The sequence below is a fragment of the Pseudomonas oplopanacis genome (genome assembly GCF_057128725.1).
This window is the reverse complement of sequence record NZ_JBSKHV010000012.1, coordinates 19,075-43,527: the sequence shown is the minus strand read 5'-3', so window position 1 is coordinate 43,527 and position 24,453 is coordinate 19,075. Positions and strand designations below refer to the sequence as shown.

The window sequence follows — 24,453 nt, the reverse complement described above, 5'->3', positions numbered from 1 at the left end:
GTTCAGTCCTTGGTGACCCGGTTGATTTCTTCAAGGCTGGTGAGGCCGTGCATGGCCTTGATCAGGCCCGAGGTGCGCAAGTCGTTGAAACCGTCCTTGCGCATCTGGCTGTCGATTTCCAGCGAATTGCCTTCGGCCATGATCAGGCGTTGCAGGTCCGGTGTGTTCTTCACCACTTCATAAATCCCGACTCGCCCTTTGTAGCCGCCGTTGCACTGATCGCAACCGACCGGTTCATAGATCGTGAATGTGCCAATGCGTTCCTCGGGGAAGCCTTCCTTGAGCAGCGTTTCGCGGGGGATCTCGATGGGTCGCTTGCAATGGCTGCACAATTTACGCGCCAGGCGCTGGGCGATGATCAGGGTGACCGAGGTGGCGATGTTGAAGCCCTGAATGCCCATGTTGTGCAAACGGGTCAGGGTTTCGGCGGCGCTGTTGGTGTGCAGGGTGGACAGCACCAGGTGTCCGGTCTGGGCGGCCTTGATGGCGATTTCGGCAGTTTCGAGGTCGCGGATTTCGCCGACCATGATCACGTCCGGGTCCTGGCGCAGGAACGAACGCAGTGCCTGGGCGAAATCCAGCCCTTGCTTGGGATTGACGTTGACCTGGTTGATGCCTTCCATGTTGATCTCCACCGGGTCTTCGGCGGTGGAAATGTTGATGTCCACGGTGTTGAGAATATTCAGGCCAGTGTAGAGCGACACAGTCTTGCCCGAGCCGGTGGGCCCGGTGACCAGAATCATCCCCTGTGGCTGCTTCAGGGCGGCCATGTACAGGTCTTTCTGGTCGGGTTCGTAGCCGAGCGCGTCGATGCCCATTTGCGCGCTGGCCGGGTCGAGGATGCGGATCACCACTTTTTCGCCCCACAAGGTCGGCAGGGTATTGACCCGAAAGTCGATGGACTTGCTTTTGGACAGGCGCATCTTGATCCGCCCATCCTGAGGTTTGCGTCGCTCGGAGATGTCCAGGCTGGCCATGACTTTAAGCCGCGCCGCAATGCGGCTGGCCAACTGGATAGGGGGCTTGGCCACTTCGCGCAACATGCCGTCGGTGCGCATCCGCACGCGGTAGGTTTTTTCGTAGGGCTCGAAATGCAGGTCGGACGAGCCGCTCTTGATCGCGTCGAGCAGCATTTTGTGGACGAACCGCACCACGGGCGCGTCATCGGCATCCTGCCCGGCGATGGCGTCATTTTTACTGTCGTCGACCGACTCGATGTCCAACCCATCGAGGTCAACGTCCGCCATGTCTTCCAGGCCGCTGGCGTGGCTGTCGAAGAACTTCTCGATGGCCTCGCTGAGTTTGTCGTCCTCCACCAGAATGGCTTCGGTGTTCAGCCCGGTGCTGAACTGGATGTCATTGATCGCCTGATGATTGGTCGGGTCGGAGATACCTACGAACAACTTGTTGCCGCGCCGCCAGAGGGGCAGGGCGTGGTGCTGGCGGATCAGTTTTTCGCTGACCAGTCCCTTGGGCTGGGTTTCCTTGTCCAGGCCATTGAGGTCGAGCAGCGCCATGCCGAAATGCTCCGAGGCGATCTCGGCGATCTGGCGACTCTTCACCAGTTTGTTCTGCACCAGGTAACTGACCAGGGAGATTTTATTGCGTTGGGCTTGCTGATACGCCTGTTGCGCGCTTTTGTCAGTGAGCAGCTCGGCCAGGACCAATTGCTTGGCCAGACCGCTAAGGGCGATGTCATTCATTGGGATACCGGACGCAGACAGTTCATGACTTATAGCCTAGTCAAGGACCCGAGCCCAACCAGCGGCGTTGAGGTGACAAAAAGCGTCAGATAGTGCGGTTGCTGGGTGTAGGAAAGGTCTTTTGATCGCCCCGGCGCCCCGCCAGCAGGGGCTGTAGCGCTTGGCACGGGCTGTGCTGGAGCTCTTTCAGATCATGAGATTCCGACTCATGCATGGAGCTTGTCTATGAAGACTCAGAAAGGTTTTACCCTGATCGAACTGCTGATCGTGGTGGCGATCATCGGGATTCTGGCGACGTTTGCGTTGCCGATGTATTCCAAATATCAGGCGCGGGCGAAAGTAACGGCAGGTCTGGCCGAGATTTCCGCGATGAAGGTGCCATATGAAGATGTGATCAACCAAGGCACTGCGCCGACGGTTGCCAACGTGGCGCCGGCCGGTAATGCCACGACCAGCAATTGCACGGTCGCAGTGACCGGCACGGCGTCCACAGGCGCGGGCACGATTGTGTGCACGATTCTGAATGCACCGGCGCCAGTGCTGAGCAAGACCATTACGTTGACCCGCGATGCGACCACTGGTTGGTCGTGCGCCAGCACCGCTCAACAGGACTACGTGCCTAAAGGTTGCACGGGTTCCGCTACTTAATAAAGGCTGACTTCCAGCGCAGCCCCGTGTCCAAAGGACGCGGGGCTTTTTTTGCTTGCGAATGTCTTCCAGACACAGAAAAAAAGCCAAAAAATTCAGCGTGTTAGGAACTTTGTGAAAACCCGCATGTTGCATGCAGAGATTTCCCGGGTCATGCATTTTGCATGATTTCGAAAATGAGCTGAATTTATAAGTTGTTGTTTTATAACGATTTACTGGTTGTCTCAAAGTTGGCACAGCGTTCGCACTATACCCAGTAACCCTGCTGAAAAGACAACCAGCAGACTTTCTAGAAAAACAGGAGTTACTCGTATGAAGAAGTTCGCTATCGCTGCCGCTACTGCTACCGCGCTGACCCTGACCATGGCCAACGTAGCATTCGCACAGACCACCACCACTCAAGCGCCGATGACCTTGGCTGCTGGTGAAGTGACCAAGGCTGAGGAAGCTACTTCCGACACCTGGATCACCACCAAAGTCAAAAGTGATCTGCTGACTGAAAAAGGCATTCCTGGTACCGACATCAAAGTCGAAACCAACAAAGGTGTTGTGTCGCTGTCGTCCACTGTTGCAGTGACTGATTCCCAGAAAGCCACCGCCGTGGCGATCACCAAGAAAATCAAAGGCGTCAAAGCGGTCTCCGCTGACGGCCTGAAAGCCGAGTAAGGCAAGACTTCTCGCCTGGACCGGGAGAAGGTGTGGCAGACGGGCTGAGCAATACGCCTGCCGCTTCTTGGAGTTCATGCGAACGGCCATAAGGATGTGGCCATTACAGGCCTCCGACATTCGTGTCGGGGGCCTGTTCTATTTGGAACAGCAACAAGATCAAATGTGGGAGCGGGCTTGCTCGCGAATGCGGTGGTTCAGTCAACACAGATGCTGAATGAGAGACCGCATTCGCGAGCAAGCCCGCTCCCACATTTTTGATTGTGGCCGTTTGAGACTGTGGTGAGTTCAGTTACCGCGTTTGCTGGTGATCTGCGTCAGGCGATTCCCTTCAAACCGCAGGAACTGGTACATCCCGCCATTGGGACCGTACGTCCATTCCTCCACCTGAAACTCTTCGCGTCGGTTGGCGCTACGTTTGTAGCCCAGCACATCGCGGCTGACCGGTTCTCCGCATTTCTGCAGCACTTCGCTGGACCTGTCCCCAACGCTGATCAATTGACTGCCGCAGCGCAGCGTATCGGCCGCCGAGGCCTGGCTGACAACGATCACCAGGCCCAGACCAATCAGCAATCGTCCCACGATCACTCCGCGTCCAGATGCAGCGGCGTCACCACCCGGCCGTCACTTTCTGCTTCACCCAGGTTGGCGTCGACGAAGTACACGCGGTCATCGGCCAACTGACCCTTATCCACCAGATAATCCTTGATGCTGCTGGCGCGCTCCTGCCCCAACTGACGCAACAGCACGTCGCTGGTGCTCCAGAACTTGATCACGTCGGCGCGCATTTTCGCGGTGCGTTCTTCCTTGCCCAGGTCCTTCCATTCGGCCGGCGGCTGGGTCTTCAGACGTGTGCGGTAGATGCCTTCCAGCAGCGGGCCTTTCTCGTTCTCCGGGACCTGCAGCAATGAAGCCTGGGCCGGCACCTTGTCACCGCGACGCTGGAGCATTTTGTAGTAGTTGTACTGGTATTCACGTTCCAGGCGTTGCTCGGCAATCAGCGGGCCGTCACTGCTGGCGGCGGCCGTGCCTTCGATTTCCAGGCGCAGGGCCGGACGTTCCTTCAGGGCCTGAGACAGTTTGACCAGTGCGCCTTCGGCGTCTTTGCTCAAGTCGCTTGAACCCGGCGCGAACGACACGGTGCCCAAGTCTTCGGAGCCGCCGCCACTCACCAGTCCGCCGATCAGTTTGAACGGCGCAGCGGCCGCTTTGACGATCAGGTTGCGCAAGGTTTGCCAGACAATCGGCATGATGCTGAACTGAGGATTATTGAGGTCGCCGGTGACCGGCAACTCAATGGAAATCTTGCCATCGACATCCTTGAGCAAGGCAATCGCCAGTTTCAGCGGCAGGCTCACGGCATCCGGGCTGTCGACCTTTTCACCGAGTTGCAATTGCTCGATCACCACTTTGTTTTCGGCCTTGAGCTGGCCTTTGGTGATCAGGTAATGCACATCGAGATTGAGCCGGCCCTTGCGGATGCGATACCCGGCGAATTTGCCGGAGTAGGGCGTGAGCGTGGTCAGTTCCACCCGTTTGAAACTGGTGGCGATGTCGAGGCTGGCCATCGGGTCGAACGGATTGACCGCGCCCTTGATGGTCACCGGCGCATAACGGTCAACCTTGCCTTTGACGTCCACGCTGGCCGGTTTCGCCTGGCGGCTGTCGATGGTACCGATCTGCCCGTTGAGCTGTTGGATGGCGGTGGCGAAGTTCGGTGTCAGGCTGAAGTCGGCGAAGTTCGCCGAACCGTCATTGATGGCTATTGCGCCGATGTGAACGCCCAGTGGTTTGTCTTTGCTGGCCGGTTTGGCCGCGGTGGTTTTGGCGCCGCTATCGGGCGGTTGCGGGATCAGCAGGTCATCGATGTTGGTGGTGCGATCATCATTGATCATGAAGCGCGCATAGGGCTGGAACAGATTGACCTTGTCGATCGACAGGCTGTCGCCGTGCTGATAATTCAGGCCTTCGAGCACCAATTGTTGCCACTTGAGGAAGTCGCGGGTTTTAAGGGTGTCGAGGGTGTGCAACTGATCGACCTGAGCACGACCGGTGACGCTGAATGCCAATGGCTCGGTGCTTTTCAGATCGACCGCCAGATCACTGCCGAGCATGCCGCTGCGAAGTTCCAGGCGAATGAACGGGGTGATGTAGGACTGTGCGACACGCAGGTCGATGTCTTTGGTCTGCACCTTCAGTTTGGCGCTGACCGGGGCGAGATTGACCACGCCATCGGCCATGATCTTGCCCTGTTTGCCCACGCCGGTGTCGAGTTTGAGATTAAAAGGCGAACCATTGAGGCTGTCGAAGTTCTGCAAGTCCAGGTTCAACGGGCCGACTTCCAGCGCTACGGCGGGTTGTGCCTTGCGGTCGGCCAGGTGCACCTGGTAATCGCGCAGTTGCACGTCTTTGAGCAACACCTGCCACGGTTTGCTCGGTGGCGCTGGTTCAGGTTTGGGTGAGTCGGCGGCTGCTGGTGTACTGGCGGGTTCGGCCTTGGCTTTGGCAGCGGGTTTGGACGGTTGGCTGGCGAACAGTTTCTGCCAGTCGAGTTGCCCGTCGGCTTCGAGGGCTGCCCAGGTTTCGAGTTTCTGGCTGCGAATCTTGCCGACTACCACTTGCTGCTTGGCCAGGTCGACCGTGGTTTCACTGATGTCCAGTCGTTCCAGCTTCGCCAGCGCTCGGCCGTCAGGGGCCTTGATCGCAAAAGGCGCGATGCTGGCCGCGAGGTTGTTCAGCAGCAGTTCGGTTTCTTTGGACAGGTTGAGTTTGTAGTCGGTACTGAGGCTCATGATGCCGCTTTCGAGGTCCAGGGGCACGGCGTCGCGCACATAGGGCCAGAAGGCTTTCATCTTGCCATCGGTGATTTTCAGCTTACCTTCGGAGGCGAGCGGGATCAGGCTGAAGTTGCCGGTCCAGTCGACCTGTCCGCCGTTGGGGCCGATGGCCACCAGGGTCATGTCGGCGCTGTCGTCGGGCAGGGTGCTGAGGTTTTTCAGCTCGAAGTCGAGTTTGTCGTAGAGAAACTCAATGGGTTCGCTGGGGCGCGAGTCCTCGAAGTGCACCGCGCCGCCAGCGAGATTGATCCGGTCCACGCGCAGCGGAAACGGCTTGGCGTTCGGGTCGGCAGGTGTCGGCTCGCTCGCGGGCAGTTTGAACAGCCCGAGCAGGTTGAGCTGGCCGTCCTTGCCGAAGAGAATTTCAGTCTTGGGTTTGTCCAGTTCGATGTCGGACAGATGCACGGCCTTGGTCCAGAGACTGTCGACTTGCACGTTGGCGTACAGGCGTTCGAAACCGATCTGCTCCTTGCCCGGCTCGCCGATGATCAGCCCCCAAAGGGTGACTTCAAGGCTGAACGGGTTGAGTTCGATCCGTTGAAGGTGGGCGGGCACCGTGGCGTAGTTGGCCAATTGCTGGTTGGCAACCCGCAACGCGATGCCCGGCAAAATCAGAAACCCCAGCAAGCTGTAGAGAGCCAGAGCAGTCAACAAGGCGCCGATAGCGCGAATCAATCCTTTGGGCATGTGCGGCTTCATCTGTCTGAATCGGAGTGCCTTGGAGTATGGCACGCGATTGCAGTTCCGAAGTGACCGGCCTTTGCAGGACTTATCTGAAAGTCAGGGGGAATATCAGAGCTGCAGGATCAGCGTTTTCAGCGGAGGTTGCTGATCCATCGACGGAAAATCCCCGCCCGGCTTCATCACGGTCCACTCGCGCACCGGTCGCCCGGCCTTCTCTGCGCAGCGCAACACCTGTTCGCGCCAGTCGTCCATGCTGACCTTTGCCAGGTTGTTGCAGCAGATCAGCACGCCGTTGTCGGCGGTGGTCAGCAGCGCGGGTTTGAGCAGGCTCTGGTAGTCGCGCAGCAGGTCGACGGTGCCGAAAGCGCTCTTGGCCCAGGCGGGTGGGTCGAGCAGCACCAGGTCGTACTGACGCTGTTCCAAACGCTGGTAGCTCGGCAGTTTCTGCCCGCGCCGCTGACTGATCGGCAGGCCTGCCAACTGGCGGATCGCCGGGAAGTAATCGGACTGGATGAACTCCATGGCGGGCAGTTGTGGATTGAGCAGCCCGTTCTCACGGCCGACCGCCAAATTGCCCTCGGCGAAGTCCAGGTTGCACACCTCACGGGCGCCACCGGCCGCCGCACTCAGGCCGACGCCACAGGTGTAGGCAAACAGGTTGAGCACGCTTTTGTCTTGGCTGTGCGCCTTGACCCAGCCGCGGGTGTTGCGCAGGTCGAGGAACAGCAGCGGGTCTTGGCCGGCATGACGCCCGCGAACCCGATAGTTCAGGCCCCATTCGTGGCCGACCAGATCCGCCAGCGCGGCTTCATCGGCACGGTAGACGGTGTCTTCGCGGTCGATGCGCGAATTGCCCCGGGAGCGGTCGTTGTAGACCAGCAGGGTCTCGAGGGCCAAATGCTGATTGATAGTCTCGTACAATTGCAGCAGGGCATCGCGTTCCAGCGCCTGGTGAAAGCTTTGCACCAGCAGTTGCGGACCGTAGCGGTCGATGGTCAGGCCGCCGGCGCCTTCCTGGCTGCCGTGGAACAGGCGATAGCAATCGGTGCCTTGCTGATGCAGTTCGGCAAGCAGGTCCTGGCGATGTTCTAGGGCGGCGCGCAGCGCCTGATTCAAGGAAGACATGCTGGGCGCCTTGCAGGAGGGAATTTGGCGCGGGAGTTTAACAGCTTGGCGCCATACCGAGGTGCTGCCTTCGCGAGCAGGCTCCACAGGGATTTTGTGTTCGACACCGATCAAAGGTGGGAGCGAGCCTGCTCGCGAAGCTTTTAGCTTTTCAGGTGAGCAACCCCATCCGCCGCTTCGCCCGCTGCACCGAGCCATTACGCACCGCCCAGCGCAGCATCGGCGCGCTGCGATTGACGCTGGCGCGGATCAGTTTGCGTTGCAACGGGTTCTGGCTGACGCCCAGCATGTCACTGGCCCAGTCCGGCAACAGATCGATCCCGGCCTGCATCATCAGCCCACCAAAAGGCTTGGCCAGACGGCTGGGCGATGGCGCATTCAACAACAGTCGCAAGACTTCGCGGCTGCGCTCGTCGCACAGCAACTGTGGGCGAATGCGCTCAAGGTAATCAGCGATTTGTTGTCGCGAGCGGGGCACGTCACGGGCGCCCAGTCGTTCGGCGATCATTGCGATTTCTTCGTAGTAACGGTCCTGGTCGGCCAGTGACAGATGCGGATTGCGATAACGCAAATGCGCGGCGAGGAAGTTGCTGACCTCGGCCACGTGCACCCAGGTCAGAAGGTCCGGATCGCTGGCCGCATAGGGGCGCCCGTCCGGCGCGGTGCCGGTCACTTGCAGATGGATGGTGCGGACTTTCTCGATCAGCCAGTCGGCGTCTTTTCGTGAGCCAAACGTGGTGCCGGAGATGAACTGCCCGGTGCGGCGCAGTCGGCCGAGCATGTCCTCGCGGAAATTCGAATGGTCCCAGACACCGGCCAGGGCCAGCGGATGCAAGGCTTGCAGCATCAGGGCACTGATGCCGCCGATGAGCATGCTGCTGAAGTCGCCATGCACTTGCCAGCTCACCGAGTCGGGGCCGAAAAGGCCCGGGTCGCCCTTGGGGTTTTCCAGGTCGAGCTTGCCGAGGGACAGACCGGTCAGGCTCATGACTTGGGTTTCGATGCGGGTGCGGATAAATTCCATGGCGACTCAGTGGCGAAAATGAAACGCGGCCATGGCTGGCCGCGTCGGGCTTATTGGTTCAGGCGTTTATCGACCAGGTCCTGAACAACGCTCGGGTCGGCCAGGGTCGACGTGTCACCCAGGGTGTCCAGTTCGTTGCAGGCGATCTTGCGCAGGATACGCCGCATGATCTTGCCCGAGCGGGTTTTCGGCAAGGCCGGGGCCCATTGGATCAAGTCCGGTTTGGCGAAGCTGCCGATTTCCTTGCTGACGTGGGCCAGCAGTTCTTTCTTCAACTCGTCGTTGGGCTCGGTGCCGTTCATGGGCGTGACGAAGGCGTAGATGCCCTGGCCCTTGAGATCGTGGGGGTAACCGACCACGGCGGCTTCGGCAATGCTGTCATGCAGCACCAGGGCACTTTCCACTTCGGCGGTGCCGATGCGGTGCCCGGAGACGTTGATCACGTCGTCGATGCGCCCGGTGATCCAGTAGTCGCCGTCCTCATCGCGTCGCGCGCCGTCGCCGGTGAAGTAATAACCGGGGTAGGGTTTGAAGTAGGTGTCGACCATCCGTTGCGGGTCGCCGTAGACGCTGCGGATCTGCGCTGGCCAGCTGGATTTGATCGCCAGCACGCCGCTGCCTGCGCCTTTGATTTCCTTGCCCGTCTCATCGAGCAACACCGGTTGCACACCGAACATGGGTTGCGTGGCGCAGCCCGGTTTGATCCGTTGTGCGCTGACCAGCGGGCTGAGCATGATGCCGCCGGTTTCAGTCTGCCACCAGGTGTCGACAATCGGGCAACGCTGTTCGCCGACCGCATTGAAGTACCAATCCCACGCTTCCGGGTTGATCGGCTCACCGACGCTGCCGAGTAATCTGAGGCTGGCGCGGGACGTTTCCTTCAACGGTTCCGGGCCTTCGCGCATCAGCGAACGCAACGCTGTTGGTGCGGTGTAGAAAATGTTCACGTGGTGCTTGTCGATGACCTGCCAGAACCGCGAGCTGGTCGGGTAACTCGGCACGCCTTCAAAGATCAGCGTGGTCGCGCCATTGGCCAGCGGGCCGTAGACGATGTAGCTGTGGCCGGTGACCCAGCCGACATCGGCGGTGCACCAGAACACTTCGTTTTCACGGTAGTCGAGCACGTACTTGAAGGTCATCGCCGCTTGCAGCAGATAACCGCCGGTGGTGTGCAACACGCCTTTGGGCTTGCCGGTGCTGCCTGAGGTGTAGAGGATGAACAGCGGGTCTTCGGCGTCCATCGGCTCCGGCGGGCAATCGTCGCTGACGTCGCGCAACGCCTGGTGATACCAGAGGTCGCGGCCTTCAACCCAATTCACTTTGCCTTGCGTGCGCTCGACCACGATGACGGTGCTGACATTCGGACAACTCTCCAGCGCTTTGTCGACTTTCTCTTTGAGCGGTACGAATTTGCCACCGCGCACGCCTTCATCGGCGGTGATCACGGTGCGGCAATCGGCATCGAGAATCCGGTCGCGCACCGAGTCCGGGGAAAAACCGCCGAAGACCACCGAATGCACCGCGCCGATTCGCGTGCAGGCGAGCATGGCGTAAGCGGCTTCAGGGATCATCGGCATGTAGATGCAGACGCGGTCGCCTTTCTTCACGCCACGGCTTTTGAGCACGTTGGCCAGGCGACAGACGTTGTGGTGGAGTTTTTTGTAGGTGATCTGTGCGGATTCGGCGGGATCGTCGCCTTCCCAGATAATTGCGATTTGATCGCCGCGCTGTTCCAGATGACGGTCGATGCAGTTGTAACTGACGTTCAGCTTGCCGCCGGCAAACCAGCTGGCTTCACCGGTTTTCAGGTTATAGCGCTGAACGGTGTCCCACGGCGTGCTCCAGTCGAGAAAGCGCGAGGCTTGTTCGGCCCAGAAAGTGGTGGGGTGCTCGATGGATTCGCGGTACAGGCGGTGATAGTCGTCTTGACTCAAATGCGCAGCCCGGCGGACGGCATCGGCTTTGGGGAACGTGCTGATATCGAACATGACGGTTCCTTATTCTTGTTTTGCGACAAGAGGGGAGGTGCGCGACCCTCGTAGGAGCCGGCTTGCTGGCGAACGCGGCGTATCAGTCGACAAAAATGTTGAATGACACACCGCTTTCGCCAGCAAGCCGGCTCCTACAAGGTTAGTACCCCCGCAGGAATTGCGTCAGATCAACCGCGGTGACGCCCGCGGAAGTAGTTGATCAAGCCTTGGGTCGAAGCATCGTCAGCGGGGGTTTCTTCGCTGCCGACCAGGCGGTTGTAGACGCCTTTGCCCAGCTCTTTGCCCAGCTCCACGCCCCACTGATCGAAGGCGTTGATGCCCCAGATCACGCTTTGCACGAAGACTTTGTGTTCGTACATCGCGACCAGTGCGCCGAGGCGACGCGGGCTGATGCGTTCGACCACCAGCGTGTTGCTCGGACGGTTGCCCGGGATCACCTTGTGCGGCGCAAGTTTGTGCACGTCTTCTTCGCTCATGCCTTTGTCACGCAGTTCGGCTTCCGCTTCGGCAAGGGTCTTGCCGAGCATCAGCGCCTGACTCTGCGACAGGCAGTTGGCGTACAGCCACTGGTGGTGGTCGGACACCGGGTTGAAGCTGACGATCGGCACGATGAAGTCGGCCGGGATCAGTTGGGTGCCCTGGTGCAGCAACTGGTGATAGGCGTGTTGACCGTTGCAACCGACGCCGCCCCAGATCACGGGACCTGTGTCGGTGGACACCGGGGTGCCGTCCTGACGCACGCTCTTGCCGTTGGATTCCATGTCCAGCTGTTGCAAGTGCTTGGTGATGTTGCGCAGGTAGTGGTCGTACGGCAGGATCGCGTGGCTTTGCGCGCCCCAGAAGTTGCCGTACCACACGCCGAGCAGGGCCAGCAGCACCGGCATGTTCTGTTCGAACGGCGCGGTCTGGAAATGCTGGTCCATGGTGTAGGCACCGGACAGCAGTTCCTTGAAGTTCGACATGCCGATGGCCAGGGCAATCGGCAAACCGATGGCCGACCACAGCGAGTAACGACCGCCGACCCAGTCCCACATCGGGAAGATGTTTTCTTCACGAATACCGAACGCCACGGCTGCCGCGTTGTTGCTCGATACGGCGATGAAGTGACGATACAGCTCGGCTTCCGAACCGCCCTGGGCCAGGTACCAGGCGCGAGCGGCCTGGGCATTCTTCAGGGTTTCGAGGGTGTTGAAAGACTTCGACGACACGATGAACAGCGTGGTTTCAGCGCGCAACTTCTGGGTCAGCTCGTGGAACTCGCTGCCGTCGATGTTCGCCAGGTAGTGGCAGCGCACGCCTTTCTGGGCGTAGGACAGCAGCGCTTCGGACACCAATTCCGGGCCGAGGAACGAGCCACCGATGCCGATGTTCACCACGTCGGTGATCGGCTTCTCGGTGTAACCGCGCCACAAACCGTCGTGGATGCGGCCCACGAGGTCGGTGATCTGGTTCAGCACTTTGTGTACTTCCGGCATCACGTTGACACCGTTGACCGACAGCTTGTCGCCCACCGGGCGGCGCAGTGCGGTGTGCAGGGCCGGACGACCTTCGGAGGCGTTGACGATTTCGCCTTCGAACAGCGACTTGATCGCGCCCTTGAGGTCGACTTCATTGGCCAGGCCCACCAGCAGGTTGAGGGTCTCGGCGTTGATCAGGTTCTTCGAGTAATCAAGAAACAGCCCGCAGCTGCTCAGGGTGAATTGGGTAAAGCGCTGCGGGTCGGCATTAAAGGCTTCGCGCATGCTGAAATCCTGCATGGCTTGGCGGTGATCATTCAACGCCTGCCAGGCGGGCAGGGCGGTCACGTCGTGAGGAGTGCGGTAGTACGCCATCGCTGCGGGTTTCCTTTTTACTTGAACGGCTTTTTGATCACTAAAAAATCCCGGAGCGCTGCGGGTCGGCGTCCGGTCAACTGCGTCGACACGATTTCATGGCGCAGGGCGAATACAGTAAACCCCGCGCCTTGATCTGTCTTGACTTTGTCTGACCTGTTTCCGGTACTTTTTTAACATCAAAGTCAGAAGCGGCCGACAAACGGAACAAAGACAGGACTGCGGCTCGATCAGGCAACCTGGACCGGGATGGCATTGCTGGTGTGGCTCAATTCATTGCCCGGTGCCATGTAGAGCATGCGCGGCTTGAAGTTGAGCAGCTCGGCTTCGCTGTAATGAGCGTAAGCGCAGATGATCACGCGGTCACCGACCTTGGCCTTGTGGGCGGCGGCGCCGTTGACCGAGATCATGCGCGAGCCTTCTTCGCCACGGATGGCGTAGGTGGTGAAGCGTTCGCCGTTGTCGACGTTATAGATCTGGATTTGCTCGTATTCGCGGATGCCGGACAAGTCCAGCCATTCGCCGTCGATGGCGCAGGAACCTTCGTAATCAAGTACAGCGTGGGTAACTTCGGCGCGATGCAGCTTGGCCTTGAGCATGATGGCGTGCATGAGTGTTTCCCCAGGTCGGAATCGAACGGCGGGCAGTTTGCCCGAAGGCTTTGGAGGCAGCAATACAGCGTGTGGCCACTGTTTAACCACTGTGGGAGCGAGCCTGCTCGCGAAAGCGGATCAACATTCAACATTGATGTTGGCTGATCCACCGCAATCGCGAGCAGGCTCGCTCCCACAGGGTTTGGTGGTGTTTATGCGAGCGCGTCGAGGTTCAGGTGCAGGTTGTCGATCAACCGCGTAGTGCCCAGGAATGCCGCGACCAGAATCACCAGGTCACGATCTTCCGGTGTCGCCGGGCGCAAGGTCAGCGCATGGCGAATTTCCAGGTAGTCGGTGCGCAATCCTGCGGCTTCGAGCTGCTTGATCTGCGCGTCGATCAGCGCCGGGAAGTCCCGGTCACCCAGTTTGATCGCGTCGGCAATTGAACTCAGGGTGCGATAGACCACCGGTGCCACGGCACGCTGTTCTTCGCTGAGGAAGCCATTGCGCGACGACAGCGCCAGGCCATCGGCCGCACGGACGGTCGGTTCGCCAATGATCTGGACCGGCATGTTCAGGTCATGCACCAGGGACTTGATCACCGCCAGTTGCTGGAAGTCTTTCTGGCCGAAGATCGCCAGGTCCGGCTGGACCATGTTGAACAACTTGCTGACCACCGTCGCCACGCCTTCAAAATGCCCAGGACGGCTGGCGCCGCACAGGCCTTCAGACAGCAGCGGAACGCTGACACGCGTCTGGCCGGCCATGTCGTCCGGATACATTTCTTCAACGGTCGGCGCAAACAGCAGGTGGCAACCGGCCTGGAGCAGTTTCTCCTGGTCGGCGGCGAGGGTGCGCGGGTACTTGTCGAGGTCTTCGCCGGCGCCGAATTGCAGCGGGTTGACGAAAATGCTCGCGACCACGAAATCCACCCGTTGGGAGGCTTTGGTAATCAGCGCAACATGGCCGCTGTGCAGGTTGCCCATGGTCGGCACGAAGCCGATGCGCTTGCCTTCGCTGCGGGCACGGGCCACGGCGGCCCGCAGTTCGCGTACGGTTTTTACGGTGTTCATGCAGAGAATCCGTGTTCGATACCTGGGAAAGTCGCCGCTTTGACTTCAGTCACGTAAGCACTCAGGGCTGCTTGAATGGTGTGCTGGTCGGTCATGAAATTCTTCACGAATTTTGGCACGCGACCGGTAATCGACAAGCCCAGCATGTCGTGCAGGACCAGCACCTGGCCGTCGGTGTCACTGCCGGCGCCAATTCCGATCACCGGAATGCCCACCGCCTGGGTAATTTCCTGAGCCAGTTCGCTTGGTACGCACTCAAGCAGCAACATGGCGGCCCCGGCTTGCTCCAGCGCGATGGCGTCAGCGCGCATTTGTCGTGCCTGGTTCTCGCTGCGACCCTGGACCTTGTAACCGCCCAGGATGTTCACCGATTGCGGCGTCAGGCCCATGTGCGCGCACACCGGGATGCCGCGCTCGGCCAGCAGGCGAATCGAGTCTGCCAGCCACAGTGCGCCTTCAACCTTGACCATGTGCGCACCGGCCTGCATCAACAGGGCGCTGTTGGTCATGGCTTGTTCGGTGGTGGCGTAGGCCATGAACGGCAGGTCGGCAAGGATGAGCGCATCAGTGTTGCCGCGTTTGACGGCTGCGACGTGATAAGCCATTTCGGCCGTCGTTACGGGCAGGGTGCTGTCGTGACCTTGCAAAACCATGCCGAGGGAGTCGCCCACCAGCAGCACTTCGACGCCAGCCTCATTACAGGCGTGGGCGAAGGTCGCGTCATAGCAGGTCAGCATGGTGATTTTTTCACCTTTTTGCTTCAGACCTTGCAGAGTGGTCAGGGTGATGGCTGGCATGAAAAGATCCTCATTCAGGCGCTGTGGAAACTACTGCGAGTAACGCGCGTGATTCTTCGTTAAATACAGGCGCACGGTCTGTTGTCGTGCTTTTACGGCCTGGATTGCGCCCTTCAATGCCGTGTTGGCGGCAGCGGGACGCCTATAGTCGTGAGGAGAACTCGGGAAGTCAATTGCATGTGTTACCGCATTGTTACGACAGGGGTGTTACCGGGGTAACTGATGCGATTCAGCAGCGGATTTTGTGTTCGACACAAAAACAATGTGGGAGCGAGCCTGCTCGCGAATGCGGTGGATCAGTCAACTTTAAGTTCAATGACACACCGCATTCGCGAGCAGGCTCGCTCCCACAGGGGATTTGCGTCAACTTTTGGGGAGGCGTTCCAGGCCGACGAACGGGCAGGCTGCGACTAGATCCTTCAGATTGCGGCCATCGGCCAGGCGCAAATCCGCAGGCGCCAGTTCGGCCAGTGGATACAGGACAAAGGCCCGTTCCTGCAGGTGGTAATGCGGAACCTTGAGGCGCGGCTCATCGATCAGCCGATCGCCAAACAGCACGATGTCCAGATCCAGCGTACGAGGGCCCCAACGCTCAAGGCGCTCGCGACCCTGGCCATTCTCAATGGCTTGCAGCGCATCGAGCAGGTCCAGCGGGGCGAGTGTGCTGTCGAGGGCGGCGACCGCGTTGGTGTAACGCGGTTGGCCGGGTAGCAGCGAATCGCTTTGATAGAAAGCGGACACACCGACCAGCTCGGTCTGTGGTAATCGCGCCAGCGCTTCGACGGCGCTGCGCAATTGTTCGGCGGGGTCAGCCAGATTGCTGCCCATGCCGATGTAGATGCGTTCCATGGATTACTCGCCCGAGACACTCGGTGCGCCGGCGGCGCGTTTACGCTTGGCGCCACCGCTGCGGCGACGTTTGCGCGGTGCGCCGGTGCCGTCTTCCTTGCCGCTGAGGTCGCGGATCATGTCGCGACGTTCGCTGTCGTTGGCGTCCTGATAATCCGTCCACCATTCGCCCAGGCCATCGGTCTGCTCACCGGCGCTTTCGCGCAGCAGCAGGAAGTCGTAGCCGGCACGGAATCGCGGATTCTCCAGCAACAGATCAGCGCGCTTGCCGCTACGGCGTGGCAGGCGCTCCTGCATGTCCCAGATTTCGCGGATCGGCATGGTGAAGCGTTTCGGGATGGCGATGCGTTGGCACTGTTCGGCAATCAGCTCGTGAGCCGCTTCCTGCATGGCCGGTATCGGCGGCATGCCGCGTTCTTGCAGGCGCAGCACGCGAGCCGGCAGGGCAGGCCACAACAGGGCGGCAAACAGGAACGCCGGGGTTACCGGTTTGTTCTGCTTGATGCGCAGGTCCGTGTTGACCAGCGCATCGCTGATCAGGGTGTGGGTGTACGTCGGGTTGTATTCCAGCGCCTCGGCACTGGCCGGGAACAGTGGATCGAACAGCTGCAAGTCGACCAGCATCTCGAAGGTGTCCGCGGCGTGGCCGGAGAGGAACAGCTTGAGCACTTCTTCGAACAGGCGGGCCGACGGGATCTCACGCAGCATCGGTGCCAGCTCGCGGATCGGCGCGGCGCTGTGTTTTTCGATACCGAAATTCAGCTTGGCGGCAAAACGCACGGCCCGCAGCATCCGCACCGGGTCTTCCTGGTAGCGCTGTTTCGGGTCGCCAATCAGGCGGATCAGGTGATTGCGGATGTCGTGTACGCCATTGGCGTAATCGAGAATGCGCTCGCTGACCGGATCGTAATACAGGGCGTTGATGGTGAAGTCGCGGCGTTGCGCGTCTTCTTCCAGGGTGCCGTAGACGTTATCGCGCAGGATACGCCCGCTTTCATTACGTGAAGACTGGTTGCTGTCTTCTTCCTCGTCGTTTTGCGGGTGATTGGCGCGGAAGGTCGCCACTTCGATGATTTCGCGACCGAAGTGAATGTGCACCAGTTTGAATCGGCGACCGATGATCCGCGCATTGCGGAATTCGGCACGCACCTGTTCAGGTGTGGCACTGGTGGCGACGTCGAAATCTTTCGGCGTGATGCCGAGCAGCATGTCACGCACGCAGCCGCCGACCAGGTAAGCCTGGTAACCGGCGTTCTGCAGGCGTTCGACGATATTCACCGCGTAACGGCTGAATTGGGCCTTTTGCAGCGAGTGTTGGCCGCTGTTGAGCACTTCAGGCGTACTGCGAATGTGTTGCGTATGACGCTTGGGAGAACGGAATGACTGGAACAGCTTCTTCAGCATGGGATGCACTGTTTGAAGGAATGTTCGGCCATAACAGAAGAATGACCGCATGATGGGCGGGGATTCTAGCATTTAGTCGAGGGATGGTGTAGGAAGCTGCGCAAGCAGCTGAAGGGGATATCTCTGGCAGGGCTAAACGCCAGAAACTACAAGGGGAGCCGAAGCTCCCCAAGAAGTAGTTGCATGCTCTATTTTTATTATTGGTTTCGGGCTTTTTGTTTTTGTTAAGTGCCCTCGTCATGAAGCTTTTCCTTCATGACCCTCCCAATCGGGAGCCAAGAGCAAACGGATTGCTTTGGTCGCTGTGCTGCAGTGATCTTGCGATCCAACCAGTTCAGGCACTGTCTTAGGACAGTTTTTTATTATTCTCGGCCTGGTCGTGGGGCAAGCCCCAAATACAACGCCTCTCCAAAAGAATCAGTTAGCTGCGCCTCTCGCCGTCTTGTTTTTATTGTGCGTGAGTCGATTCGTCTTATTTTTATTATGTTATGCATTGCTTGTTATTGTTCTTGTACCAAACATATAGCAGGGTGCGTGCCAACTTTTGCGAGCCCCAGTAAAACAAGGGGTTAGGTCGGTCGGTGGGGTTTTTCCAGGCCCAAAAAAACCGGGGCTTCGTTACCGTAAGCCCCGGCTTCTGTTACGTGAAAAATCTGGGGTAACAGTTTTTTCACGATGTCACGTGTTACCCACACCTCGGACAGGTGACATTCAGCTTTCGCTGGCGACCCCGGTCTTGCGCCGTGGGATGCCCAAGCGCTGACGACGCTCCCACAGGCATTTGCGGCTGACCCCGAGTTTGCGCGCCAGCTCGGTTTCGGTCATGTGGTCCTGATGCTCGAGGACGAAATGCTGGAAGTAGTCTTCCAGTGACAAGTCTTCGGTCGGCTCATGGCTGGAGTTACTGCCATTGCTGCCCTGTTGCGGTGCCAGGCCGATGAACTCGTCCTCTTCCAGGCCGCTCAACTCGATGTCGATACCCAGCAGCTCGGCAGAAATCTCCGGGCTCTCGCACAGGATGACCGCGCGCTCGACAGCGTTTTCCAGCTCGCGAACGTTACCGGGCCAGGAGTAATGACGAATCGCCTGCTCGGCATCCGGGGCGAATTTCAGATCGGTGCGGTTGACCCGCGCGCTCTGTCGCGCCAGGAAGGCATTGGCGATTTCGTTGACGTCCGCACCACGTTCACGCAAGGCCGGCAGTTTCAGGGCGATTACATGGAGGCGGTAATACAAGTCTTCACGGAACTGGCCGATTTTTGCCAGGCTCTTGAGGTCCCGGTGCGTCGCGGCGATCAACCGAACGTCGACCTTCTGCGATTGCACCGAACCCACCCGGCGAATTTCGCCTTCCTGCAATACGCGCAGCAAACGGGCCTGGGCTTCCAGAGGCAGTTCGCCGATCTCGTCAAGGAACAGGGTGCCACCGTCCGCTGCTTCCACCAGACCGGCACGCCCGGCGCTGGCGCCGGTGAACGCGCCTTTTTCGTGACCGAACAGCTCGGACTCGATCAGGCTTTCCGGAATGGCCGCGCAGTTCACCGAAATCATCGGCGCCTTGGCGCGCTTGGACAGGTTGTGCAGGGCACGCGCCACCAGTTCTTTACCGGTGCCGGATTCGCCCTGGATCAACACGTTGGAATCGGTCGGCGCGACTTTACGGATTTTGCTGTAAAGGTCCTGCATCGGCGGGCACGAGCCGATGATGCCGATTTCGCCGTTGCTGTTATCGACGCCCGCTTTCGCAGCGCCGTTGGTGGCTTTGCCTACAGGCGCTTCGCCACTGGCCGGCAACGATTGCCGATCACGCAGGATACGGGCGACAGCCTGGAGCATTTCATCGTGATCGAAAGGCTTGGCGATGTAATCCACCGCGCCCATCTTCATCGAGTCGACCGCCGAACGCAGGCTGGCGTAGCTGGTCATGATCAGCACCGGCGTGCCCTGGCCGAGTTTGATCAACTCGGTGCCCGGAGCGCCCGGCAGACGCAGGTCACTGACGATCAGGTCGAACGTGGGAATGGTGAAGCGTTCTTGTGCTTCCTGCACTGAACCGGCTTCGCTGACCTGGTACTGGTTACGTTCCAGCAGGCGGCGCAAGGCGGAGCGGATAATTGTTTCGTCTTCGACGATCAAAATGTGCGGCATTGATTCGATACTCTCGACGGTCTCAGTTCACAGCGGACGTCGCTTCGACATGACGCGGCAAGGTCACCCTGATACGGGTGCCGCGTTGGCTTTGAACATCAGCCGGGCTGTCGATGGTGATTTGTCCATAATGCTCTTCAACGATGGAATAGACCAGTGCAAGGCCCAGACCGGTGCCTTCGCCAGGATCCTTGGTGGTGAAGAAAGGTTCGAACAATCGGTCCATGATGTTCTTCGGAATACCGCTGCCTTCGTCTTCCACGATCAGATCGACCGTGTGTTCGCCGGCTTCGCTTTTCACTCGCACTGCGCTGCCTGGAGGCGAGGCGTCACGGGCGTTTGAGAGCAGGTTGATCAGTACTTGGGCGAGTCGCTGCGGATCGCCTTCGACCCAGTGATCGGGGTCGCACAGATTATAGAACTGCACTTCGAAATTGCGTCGGTTCAGGGCCAGCAAACCGATGGCATCCTGCGCCACTTCGGCCAGACAGACGGGCTCATCGCTGTGCTGGTGACTGCCGGCGTGGGCGAAGCTCATCAGCGATTGAACGATGCGCGATACGCGCTTGGTCTGCTCGAGAATCTGCCCGCTGATTTCCTTCAACTCGCCATCGTCTTCGCGTTCTTCGCGCAGGTTCTGCGCCAGGCAGGCGATGCCGGTGATCGGGTTGCCGATTTCATGGGCCACACCTGCCGCGAGTCGACCGATGCTGGCCAGACGCTCGGAGTGCACCAGTTTGTCTTCGAGCATCTGGGTTTCGGTCAGGTCTTCCACCAGTAACACCAGGCCGCTGTTACCCGGTGCGAGCGGTTCATCGATCGCCGCTTTGTGCAGGTTCAGCCAGCGGGTCTGGCCGTCGAGGGCCAGGTGCTGTTTGTGCAAATGCTCATCCGGCAGATTGATAAAGCCTTGCAGCAGTTCTTTCCACGGATCGGCAATGGTGCTCAGGCGCGAACCCACAACACGTTGCGCGGCAATCCCGGTCAACTCCTCCATGGCTTTGTTCCACATGAGGATTTCCTGATCCTTGGCCAGTGAGCAGACGCCCATTGGCAGTTCCTGCAAGGTCTGGCGGTGATAGCGGCGCAGGGCATCGAGTTCGGCGGCCAGGCCGGTCAGGCGCGAGTGGTAATCCTCAAGTCGACTTTCGATGAAGTGAATGTCTTCAGTGACATAGTTTTCGCCGCCGGCCTTATAGGGCAGGAAGGTTTCGACCATGTCCTGCGCCACACTCGGGCCCATCAGGCCTGACAGGTTGGCTTCGATGCGGTCCCGCAAACGGCGCAAGGCGTAAGGCCGGCGCTCGTCGAAGGGCAGATAGAGATCACGCAGAGCCTGTTCGACTTCTTTCTGTGCCGCCTTGGCGCCCAAGGGTTTTGCCAGTTGTGTGGCGAACTCCTGAGGCGACGCGGCGTGCAATTCGCGACGTTGCGGGCGACGCACGTTGTCCACGGCGCAGGCTTCGGCGGCGCTGGCTTCTTCCGGGCTGGCGTTGGTGAACAGCGAGATCAGGGTGAACATCAGCACGTTGGCGGCCAGCGAGGCAATCGCCGCCATGTGCCAACTGGTGTCGTCCAACACGTAGATCATGTTCAACAGCGGGATGTAAAAACCCTGCAGATTGCCAACCAGCGGCAACAACATCGTTACCAGCCACACCAGGATCCCGGCGAGCAAACCGGCAATGAAGCCGCGGCGGTTGGCGGTCGGCCAGTACAGGACCGAGAGGACACCCGGCAGGAACTGCAGCGTGGCAACAAATGCGACGATGCCCAGATTTGCCAGATCCTGCTCCGCGCCCAGCAGCAGGTAGAAGCCGTAACCGGCCATGATGATCGCGACGATCAGTGCCCGACGGGTCCACTTCAGCCAGCGGTAGATATTGCCTTCGGCCGGTGGCTGATAGAGCGGCAGCACCAGGTGGTTCAGGGCCATCCCGGACAGTGCCAGGGTGGTGACGATGATCAGGCCACTCGCCGCCGACAGGCCGCCGACGTATGCCAGCAGCGCCAAGGCCTTGCTGTTGGCGGCGATGCCGATGCCGAGCGTGAAGTATTCAGGATTGGTGGTAGCACCGAGTTTCAGGCCAGCCCAGAGAATCAGCGGCACCGCCAGGCTCATCAGCAGCAGGAACAGCGGCAGGCCCCAGCTCGCGCTGACCAGCGAGCGCGGGTTGAGGTTTTCGGTAAAGGTCATGTGATACATGTGCGGCATCACAATCGCAGAAGCGAAGAACACCAGCAGCAACGTCCGCCACGGCCCTTCTTGCAGCGGCGTGTGCAGGGCGGCGAGGGCGGTCTGGTTTTGCAGCAGCCACAGTTCCAGCTGTTGCGGGCCGTCGAACACGCCGTACAAGGCATACAGGCCGACGCCGCCGATGGCGATCAGCTTGATCACCGACTCGAAGGCAATGGCGAACACCAGGCCTTCATGTTTCTCGCGGGTCGCGATGTGGCGCGAGCCAAAGAAGATGGTGAACAGGGTTATCAGTGCGCAGAAGCTCAAGGCGACCCGATGCTGCACCGGTTCGCGGGTGAGGATGCCGATGGAGTCGGCGACCGCTTGAATCTGCAAGGCCAGCAGGGGCAGCACACCGATCAGCATGAAAATCGTGGTCAGCGCGCCGGCCCATGTGCTGCGGAACCGGAACGCGAACAGGTCGGCCAGCGACGACAGTTGATAGGTGCGGGTAATTTTCAGGATCGGGTACAGCAACACCGGCGCCAGCAAGAATGCGCCGGAGACCCCGAGGTAGCTGGACAAGAAGCCGTAGCCGTACTGATAGGCCAGGCCCACCGTGCCGTAAAACGCCCAGGCACTGGCGTAAACGCCCAATGACAGGGTGTAGGTCAACGGGTGGCGAATGATCGCCCGGGGAATCATGCCCCGTTCACTGACCCAGGCCACGCCGAACAGCACCGCCAGGTAGGCGGCGCTGATCAGGATCATCTGGGTCAGGCTAAAGCTCATCGGCATCTTTTTGGCTCTGCAGGATGAAGGTCACGACGATCAGAATCAGCCAGAGCAGATAAGGGCGATACCAGGCGCCTGTGGCGTCGATCCACCAATCCATGATGGCCGGGGAAAACAGATAAATCCCCACTACCAGGAGCAGGACCAAGCGATAGATGTACATCCCGGCCTCTCTTTTTTATGCGCGTGCCCGAAAACGTGCGGCGATGGTAACGGATGGGCGCGCCACTGCAAGTGCGATCACTGCAGTTGCGCCTCGGGCAGGTTCAGTGTGCGCGGGATAAGCGACGCATCCCAGTGGGCAATGCCCCAGTTCAACACTTCCCGCGGGCTGGCGTAAGCCAGTTCGGTGCCGGGTTTTTGCCCGAGCGCGCGCAATGCCCGCAGCAACAAAGGCGTCGCCTGATCTTCGGTCAGCGGTGGCGAGCGGTAGGACTTGCCGAGTTTGTTGCCATCGGGCTGGGTAATCAGCGGGATGTGCAGGTAACGCGGTTGCCGCAGGCCGAGCAATTCTTGCAGATAGAGCTGTCGTGGCGTGGAGTCCAGCAGATCGGCACCGCGCACGATGTCGGTGATGCCTTGCCAGGCATCGTCCAGCACCACGGCCAGTTGATAAGCGTAGAGCCCGTAGCGACGACGAATCACGAAATCGCCGACTTCACGGCCCAGATGTTGGCGGTATTCGCCTTGCACGCGGTCGATGAAGTGGTATTCCAGTTCGGGTACGCGCAGGCGAATGGCCGCGTCTTCGGTGTCATGGCCGGCATTGCGGCACAGTCCCGGATAAATACCGTGATACGGCTCCAATTGCTTGCGTGAACACGTGCAGGCGTAAGCGAGGCCGTGATTGAACAGGCGATTGAGCACTTCGGCGTACGCCTCGTGGCGGTCGCTCTGGCGAACCATTTCACCGTCCCACTCGAAACCGTAGCTCTCCAGTGCCTTGAGAATCGCTGCCTGGGCGCCGGGCTCTTCCCGTGGAGGGTCGAGGTCTTCCATGCGCATCAGCCAGCGTCCACCCACGGAGCGGGCGTCGAGGTACGAGGCCAGCGCGGCGACCAGCGAACCGAAATGCAAGTGGCCGCTGGGCGTGGGGGCGAAGCGCCCGATGTAGGAGGTGGAAGTCGTGGCGGTCATGGACGATGTTACATCTCTGGTCGTGCGCGAGCCCCTGTGGGAGCGAGCCTGCTCGCGAAAGCGGTGGGTCAGCCAGTATCAATATTGGATCTGAAGGCCCCATCGCGAGCAGGCTCGCTCCCACAGTTTTTCTGCCGAGGCGAAATTCAGAAACAAAAACGGAGCGTTCGCACGCTCCGTTTTTCGTTCAAGTCGATGTTACTTGCCGACTTGCTTTTCCTTGATTTCCGCCAGGGTCTTGCAGTCAACGCACATGTCGGCGGTAGGGCGGGCTTCCAGTCGCTTGACGCCAATTTCGACGCCGCAGGACTCGCACCAGCCATATTCTTCGTCTTCGATCAGCTGAAGCGTCTTGTCGATCTTCTTGATCAGCTTGCGCTCGCGGTCGCGGGCACGCAGCTCGAGGCTGAACTCTTCTTCCTGGCTGGCACGGTCTGCCGGGTCCGGGAAGTTGGCCGCTTCGTCCTTCATGTGATCAACCGTACGGTCGACTTCCTGCATCAAGTCCTGTTTCCACTTGTTCAGGATCTTGGTGAAGTGAGCGCGCATGGGCTTGCCCATGTACTCCTCGCCCTTGACTTCTTTGTAGGGTTCGAAGCCGCTGATCGTCGTGGTTTGCTGCTTTGCTTGGGTGGACATGAAATAGACCGCCTCTACTCTTGTAATCCATTGCGCAGGATTGCTCCATCACCGACACCTGCCGGCCCTGCGGCTGCAAGCGGGCGAACTTACCAGATCAAATCGGGGCGCGCTACTCCCGGATGTCGAGGTAGTGGCCCGCGGAGCTTGCAAATCGTTGCAAAGCCTTGCCTGGTGGTGTTGGAGGCCTGATCAAATATTGATTTTAGTCAAACCTGGGGTACTCGTTCGAGTCGTTTATGGCCAGGGTTCTTAGGGGTGTGACCGCTTTAGGTTCTCGCTCGTTCCTGCGCTTGGGTAGAATCGGTTCTTTTCCCGTCGAAGGAAGG

19 protein-coding genes are annotated in these 24,453 nt (G+C 59.6%); 2 read left to right on the top strand and 17 right to left on the bottom strand.

Annotated elements, in window-relative coordinates:
- Positions 1 to 2 precede the first annotated feature (2 nt).
- On the bottom strand, positions 3 to 1,703 hold the full coding sequence (pilB, locus tag ACWKV5_RS21825) for a type IV-A pilus assembly ATPase PilB (RefSeq protein ID WP_483842950.1): 1,701 nt from the start codon (positions 1,701 to 1,703) through the stop codon (positions 3 to 5).
- A 225-nt stretch (positions 1,704 to 1,928) separates the two neighbouring features.
- Here pilB and ACWKV5_RS21820 point away from each other — a divergent pair, with 225 nt between their 5' ends.
- Both ACWKV5_RS21820 and ACWKV5_RS21815 read left to right on the top strand, forming a co-directional pair.
- The gene (locus ACWKV5_RS21820) at positions 1,929 to 2,351 is read left to right on the top strand and encodes a pilin (protein ID WP_483842949.1); all 423 of its coding nucleotides are present in this window, start codon (positions 1,929 to 1,931) and stop codon (positions 2,349 to 2,351) included.
- A 312-nt stretch (positions 2,352 to 2,663) separates the two neighbouring features.
- The gene (locus ACWKV5_RS21815) at positions 2,664 to 3,017 is read left to right on the top strand and encodes a BON domain-containing protein (protein ID WP_483842948.1); all 354 of its coding nucleotides are present in this window, start codon (positions 2,664 to 2,666) and stop codon (positions 3,015 to 3,017) included.
- Between the two features lie 288 nt (positions 3,018 to 3,305).
- Here the strand turns inward: ACWKV5_RS21815 and ACWKV5_RS21810 are convergent, their stop codons facing one another.
- The 16 genes from ACWKV5_RS21810 to dksA form a co-directional block, all read right to left on the bottom strand.
- Positions 3,306 to 3,602, bottom strand: a complete 297-nt coding sequence (locus ACWKV5_RS21810; RefSeq protein WP_483843065.1) for a DUF2845 domain-containing protein — start codon at positions 3,600 to 3,602, stop codon at positions 3,306 to 3,308.
- Positions 3,602 to 6,553 (bottom strand): DUF748 domain-containing protein, encoded by a 2,952-nt coding sequence (locus ACWKV5_RS21805; protein ID WP_483842947.1) that lies wholly within the window; start codon positions 6,551 to 6,553, stop codon positions 3,602 to 3,604. The genes ACWKV5_RS21810 and ACWKV5_RS21805 overlap by 1 nt, the downstream gene beginning before the upstream one ends.
- A gap of 93 nt (positions 6,554 to 6,646) precedes the next feature.
- The gene (locus tag ACWKV5_RS21800; protein ID WP_483842946.1) at positions 6,647 to 7,663 is read right to left on the bottom strand and encodes a class I SAM-dependent rRNA methyltransferase; all 1,017 of its coding nucleotides are present in this window, start codon (positions 7,661 to 7,663) and stop codon (positions 6,647 to 6,649) included.
- A 151-nt stretch (positions 7,664 to 7,814) separates the two neighbouring features.
- Positions 7,815 to 8,687, bottom strand: coding sequence for an oxygenase MpaB family protein (locus ACWKV5_RS21795; protein WP_483842945.1), 873 nt, complete (start codon positions 8,685 to 8,687; stop codon positions 7,815 to 7,817).
- A 50-nt stretch (positions 8,688 to 8,737) separates the two neighbouring features.
- Entirely contained in the window at positions 8,738 to 10,675 is a 1,938-nt protein-coding gene (gene acs / locus ACWKV5_RS21790) for an acetate--CoA ligase (RefSeq protein WP_483842944.1), read from the bottom strand.
- 170 nt (positions 10,676 to 10,845) lie between these two features.
- The gene (gene pgi, locus ACWKV5_RS21785; RefSeq protein ID WP_483842943.1) at positions 10,846 to 12,510 is read right to left on the bottom strand and encodes a glucose-6-phosphate isomerase; all 1,665 of its coding nucleotides are present in this window, start codon (positions 12,508 to 12,510) and stop codon (positions 10,846 to 10,848) included.
- 230 nt (positions 12,511 to 12,740) lie between these two features.
- Positions 12,741 to 13,121, bottom strand: coding sequence for an aspartate 1-decarboxylase (gene panD, locus ACWKV5_RS21780; protein WP_003228271.1), 381 nt, complete (start codon positions 13,119 to 13,121; stop codon positions 12,741 to 12,743).
- A 194-nt stretch (positions 13,122 to 13,315) separates the two neighbouring features.
- Positions 13,316 to 14,176: a pantoate--beta-alanine ligase gene (gene panC / locus ACWKV5_RS21775; protein ID WP_483842942.1), complete on the bottom strand. Its 861-nt coding sequence runs from the start codon at positions 14,174 to 14,176 to the stop codon at positions 13,316 to 13,318.
- Entirely contained in the window at positions 14,173 to 14,973 is an 801-nt protein-coding gene (gene panB / locus ACWKV5_RS21770; protein WP_483842941.1) for a 3-methyl-2-oxobutanoate hydroxymethyltransferase, read from the bottom strand. Before panB ends, panC begins: the two co-directional genes overlap by 4 nt.
- Before the next feature lie 363 nt (positions 14,974 to 15,336).
- Complete coding sequence (gene folK, locus ACWKV5_RS21765; RefSeq protein ID WP_483842940.1) at positions 15,337 to 15,822, bottom strand: 2-amino-4-hydroxy-6-hydroxymethyldihydropteridine diphosphokinase; 486 nt, start codon at positions 15,820 to 15,822, stop codon at positions 15,337 to 15,339.
- Between the two features lie 3 nt (positions 15,823 to 15,825).
- Positions 15,826 to 17,226 (bottom strand): polynucleotide adenylyltransferase PcnB, encoded by a 1,401-nt coding sequence (locus ACWKV5_RS21760; RefSeq protein ID WP_170219149.1) that lies wholly within the window; start codon positions 17,224 to 17,226, stop codon positions 15,826 to 15,828.
- A 711-nt stretch (positions 17,227 to 17,937) separates the two neighbouring features.
- A complete protein-coding gene (locus ACWKV5_RS21755) occupies positions 17,938 to 19,374 on the bottom strand; it encodes a sigma-54-dependent transcriptional regulator (protein WP_483842939.1) in 1,437 nt (478 codons plus the stop codon).
- A 22-nt stretch (positions 19,375 to 19,396) separates the two neighbouring features.
- Positions 19,397 to 22,351, bottom strand: coding sequence for a sensor histidine kinase (locus tag ACWKV5_RS21750; protein ID WP_027924152.1), 2,955 nt, complete (start codon positions 22,349 to 22,351; stop codon positions 19,397 to 19,399).
- Positions 22,335 to 22,511, bottom strand: a complete 177-nt coding sequence (locus ACWKV5_RS21745; RefSeq protein WP_003176118.1) for a hypothetical protein — start codon at positions 22,509 to 22,511, stop codon at positions 22,335 to 22,337. Before ACWKV5_RS21745 ends, ACWKV5_RS21750 begins: the two co-directional genes overlap by 17 nt.
- Positions 22,512 to 22,588: 77 nt before the next feature.
- Entirely contained in the window at positions 22,589 to 23,485 is an 897-nt protein-coding gene (gluQRS, locus tag ACWKV5_RS21740) for a tRNA glutamyl-Q(34) synthetase GluQRS (protein ID WP_483842938.1), read from the bottom strand.
- Positions 23,486 to 23,683: 198 nt separating this feature from the next.
- Positions 23,684 to 24,124: an RNA polymerase-binding protein DksA gene (gene dksA / locus ACWKV5_RS21735; RefSeq protein WP_027924150.1), complete on the bottom strand. Its 441-nt coding sequence runs from the start codon at positions 24,122 to 24,124 to the stop codon at positions 23,684 to 23,686.
- Positions 24,125 to 24,453: the final 329 nt, after the last annotated feature.

Excerpts from the sequence above, each read along its gene's own strand:
- ACWKV5_RS21755 (WP_483842939.1), bottom strand. The coding sequence starts at position 19,374 with ATGCCGCACATTTTGATCGTCGAAGACGAAACAATTATCCGCTCCGCC.
- panB (WP_483842941.1), bottom strand. The coding sequence starts at position 14,973 with ATGCCAGCCATCACCCTGACCACTCTGCAAGGTCTGAAGCAAAAAGGT.
- acs (WP_483842944.1), bottom strand. The coding sequence starts at position 10,675 with ATGTTCGATATCAGCACGTTCCCCAAAGCCGATGCCGTCCGCCGGGCT.
- ACWKV5_RS21820 (WP_483842949.1), top strand. The coding sequence starts at position 1,929 with ATGAAGACTCAGAAAGGTTTTACCCTGATCGAACTGCTGATCGTGGTG.
- gluQRS (WP_483842938.1), bottom strand. The coding sequence starts at position 23,485 with ATGACCGCCACGACTTCCACCTCCTACATCGGGCGCTTCGCCCCCACG.
- ACWKV5_RS21805 (WP_483842947.1), bottom strand. The coding sequence starts at position 6,553 with ATGAAGCCGCACATGCCCAAAGGATTGATTCGCGCTATCGGCGCCTTG.
- pgi (WP_483842943.1), bottom strand. The coding sequence starts at position 12,510 with ATGGCGTACTACCGCACTCCTCACGACGTGACCGCCCTGCCCGCCTGG.
- ACWKV5_RS21795 (WP_483842945.1), bottom strand. The coding sequence starts at position 8,687 with ATGGAATTTATCCGCACCCGCATCGAAACCCAAGTCATGAGCCTGACC.
- ACWKV5_RS21815 (WP_483842948.1), top strand. The coding sequence starts at position 2,664 with ATGAAGAAGTTCGCTATCGCTGCCGCTACTGCTACCGCGCTGACCCTG.
- ACWKV5_RS21800 (WP_483842946.1), bottom strand. The coding sequence starts at position 7,663 with ATGTCTTCCTTGAATCAGGCGCTGCGCGCCGCCCTAGAACATCGCCAG.
- folK (WP_483842940.1), bottom strand. The coding sequence starts at position 15,822 with ATGGAACGCATCTACATCGGCATGGGCAGCAATCTGGCTGACCCCGCC.
- ACWKV5_RS21745 (WP_003176118.1), bottom strand. The coding sequence starts at position 22,511 with ATGTACATCTATCGCTTGGTCCTGCTCCTGGTAGTGGGGATTTATCTG.
- pilB (WP_483842950.1), bottom strand. The coding sequence starts at position 1,703 with ATGAATGACATCGCCCTTAGCGGTCTGGCCAAGCAATTGGTCCTGGCC.
- panD (WP_003228271.1), bottom strand. The coding sequence starts at position 13,121 with ATGCACGCCATCATGCTCAAGGCCAAGCTGCATCGCGCCGAAGTTACC.
- panC (WP_483842942.1), bottom strand. The coding sequence starts at position 14,176 with ATGAACACCGTAAAAACCGTACGCGAACTGCGGGCCGCCGTGGCCCGT.
- dksA (WP_027924150.1), bottom strand. The coding sequence starts at position 24,124 with ATGTCCACCCAAGCAAAGCAGCAAACCACGACGATCAGCGGCTTCGAA.
- ACWKV5_RS21760 (WP_170219149.1), bottom strand. The coding sequence starts at position 17,226 with ATGCTGAAGAAGCTGTTCCAGTCATTCCGTTCTCCCAAGCGTCATACG.
- ACWKV5_RS21750 (WP_027924152.1), bottom strand. The coding sequence starts at position 22,351 with ATGCCGATGAGCTTTAGCCTGACCCAGATGATCCTGATCAGCGCCGCC.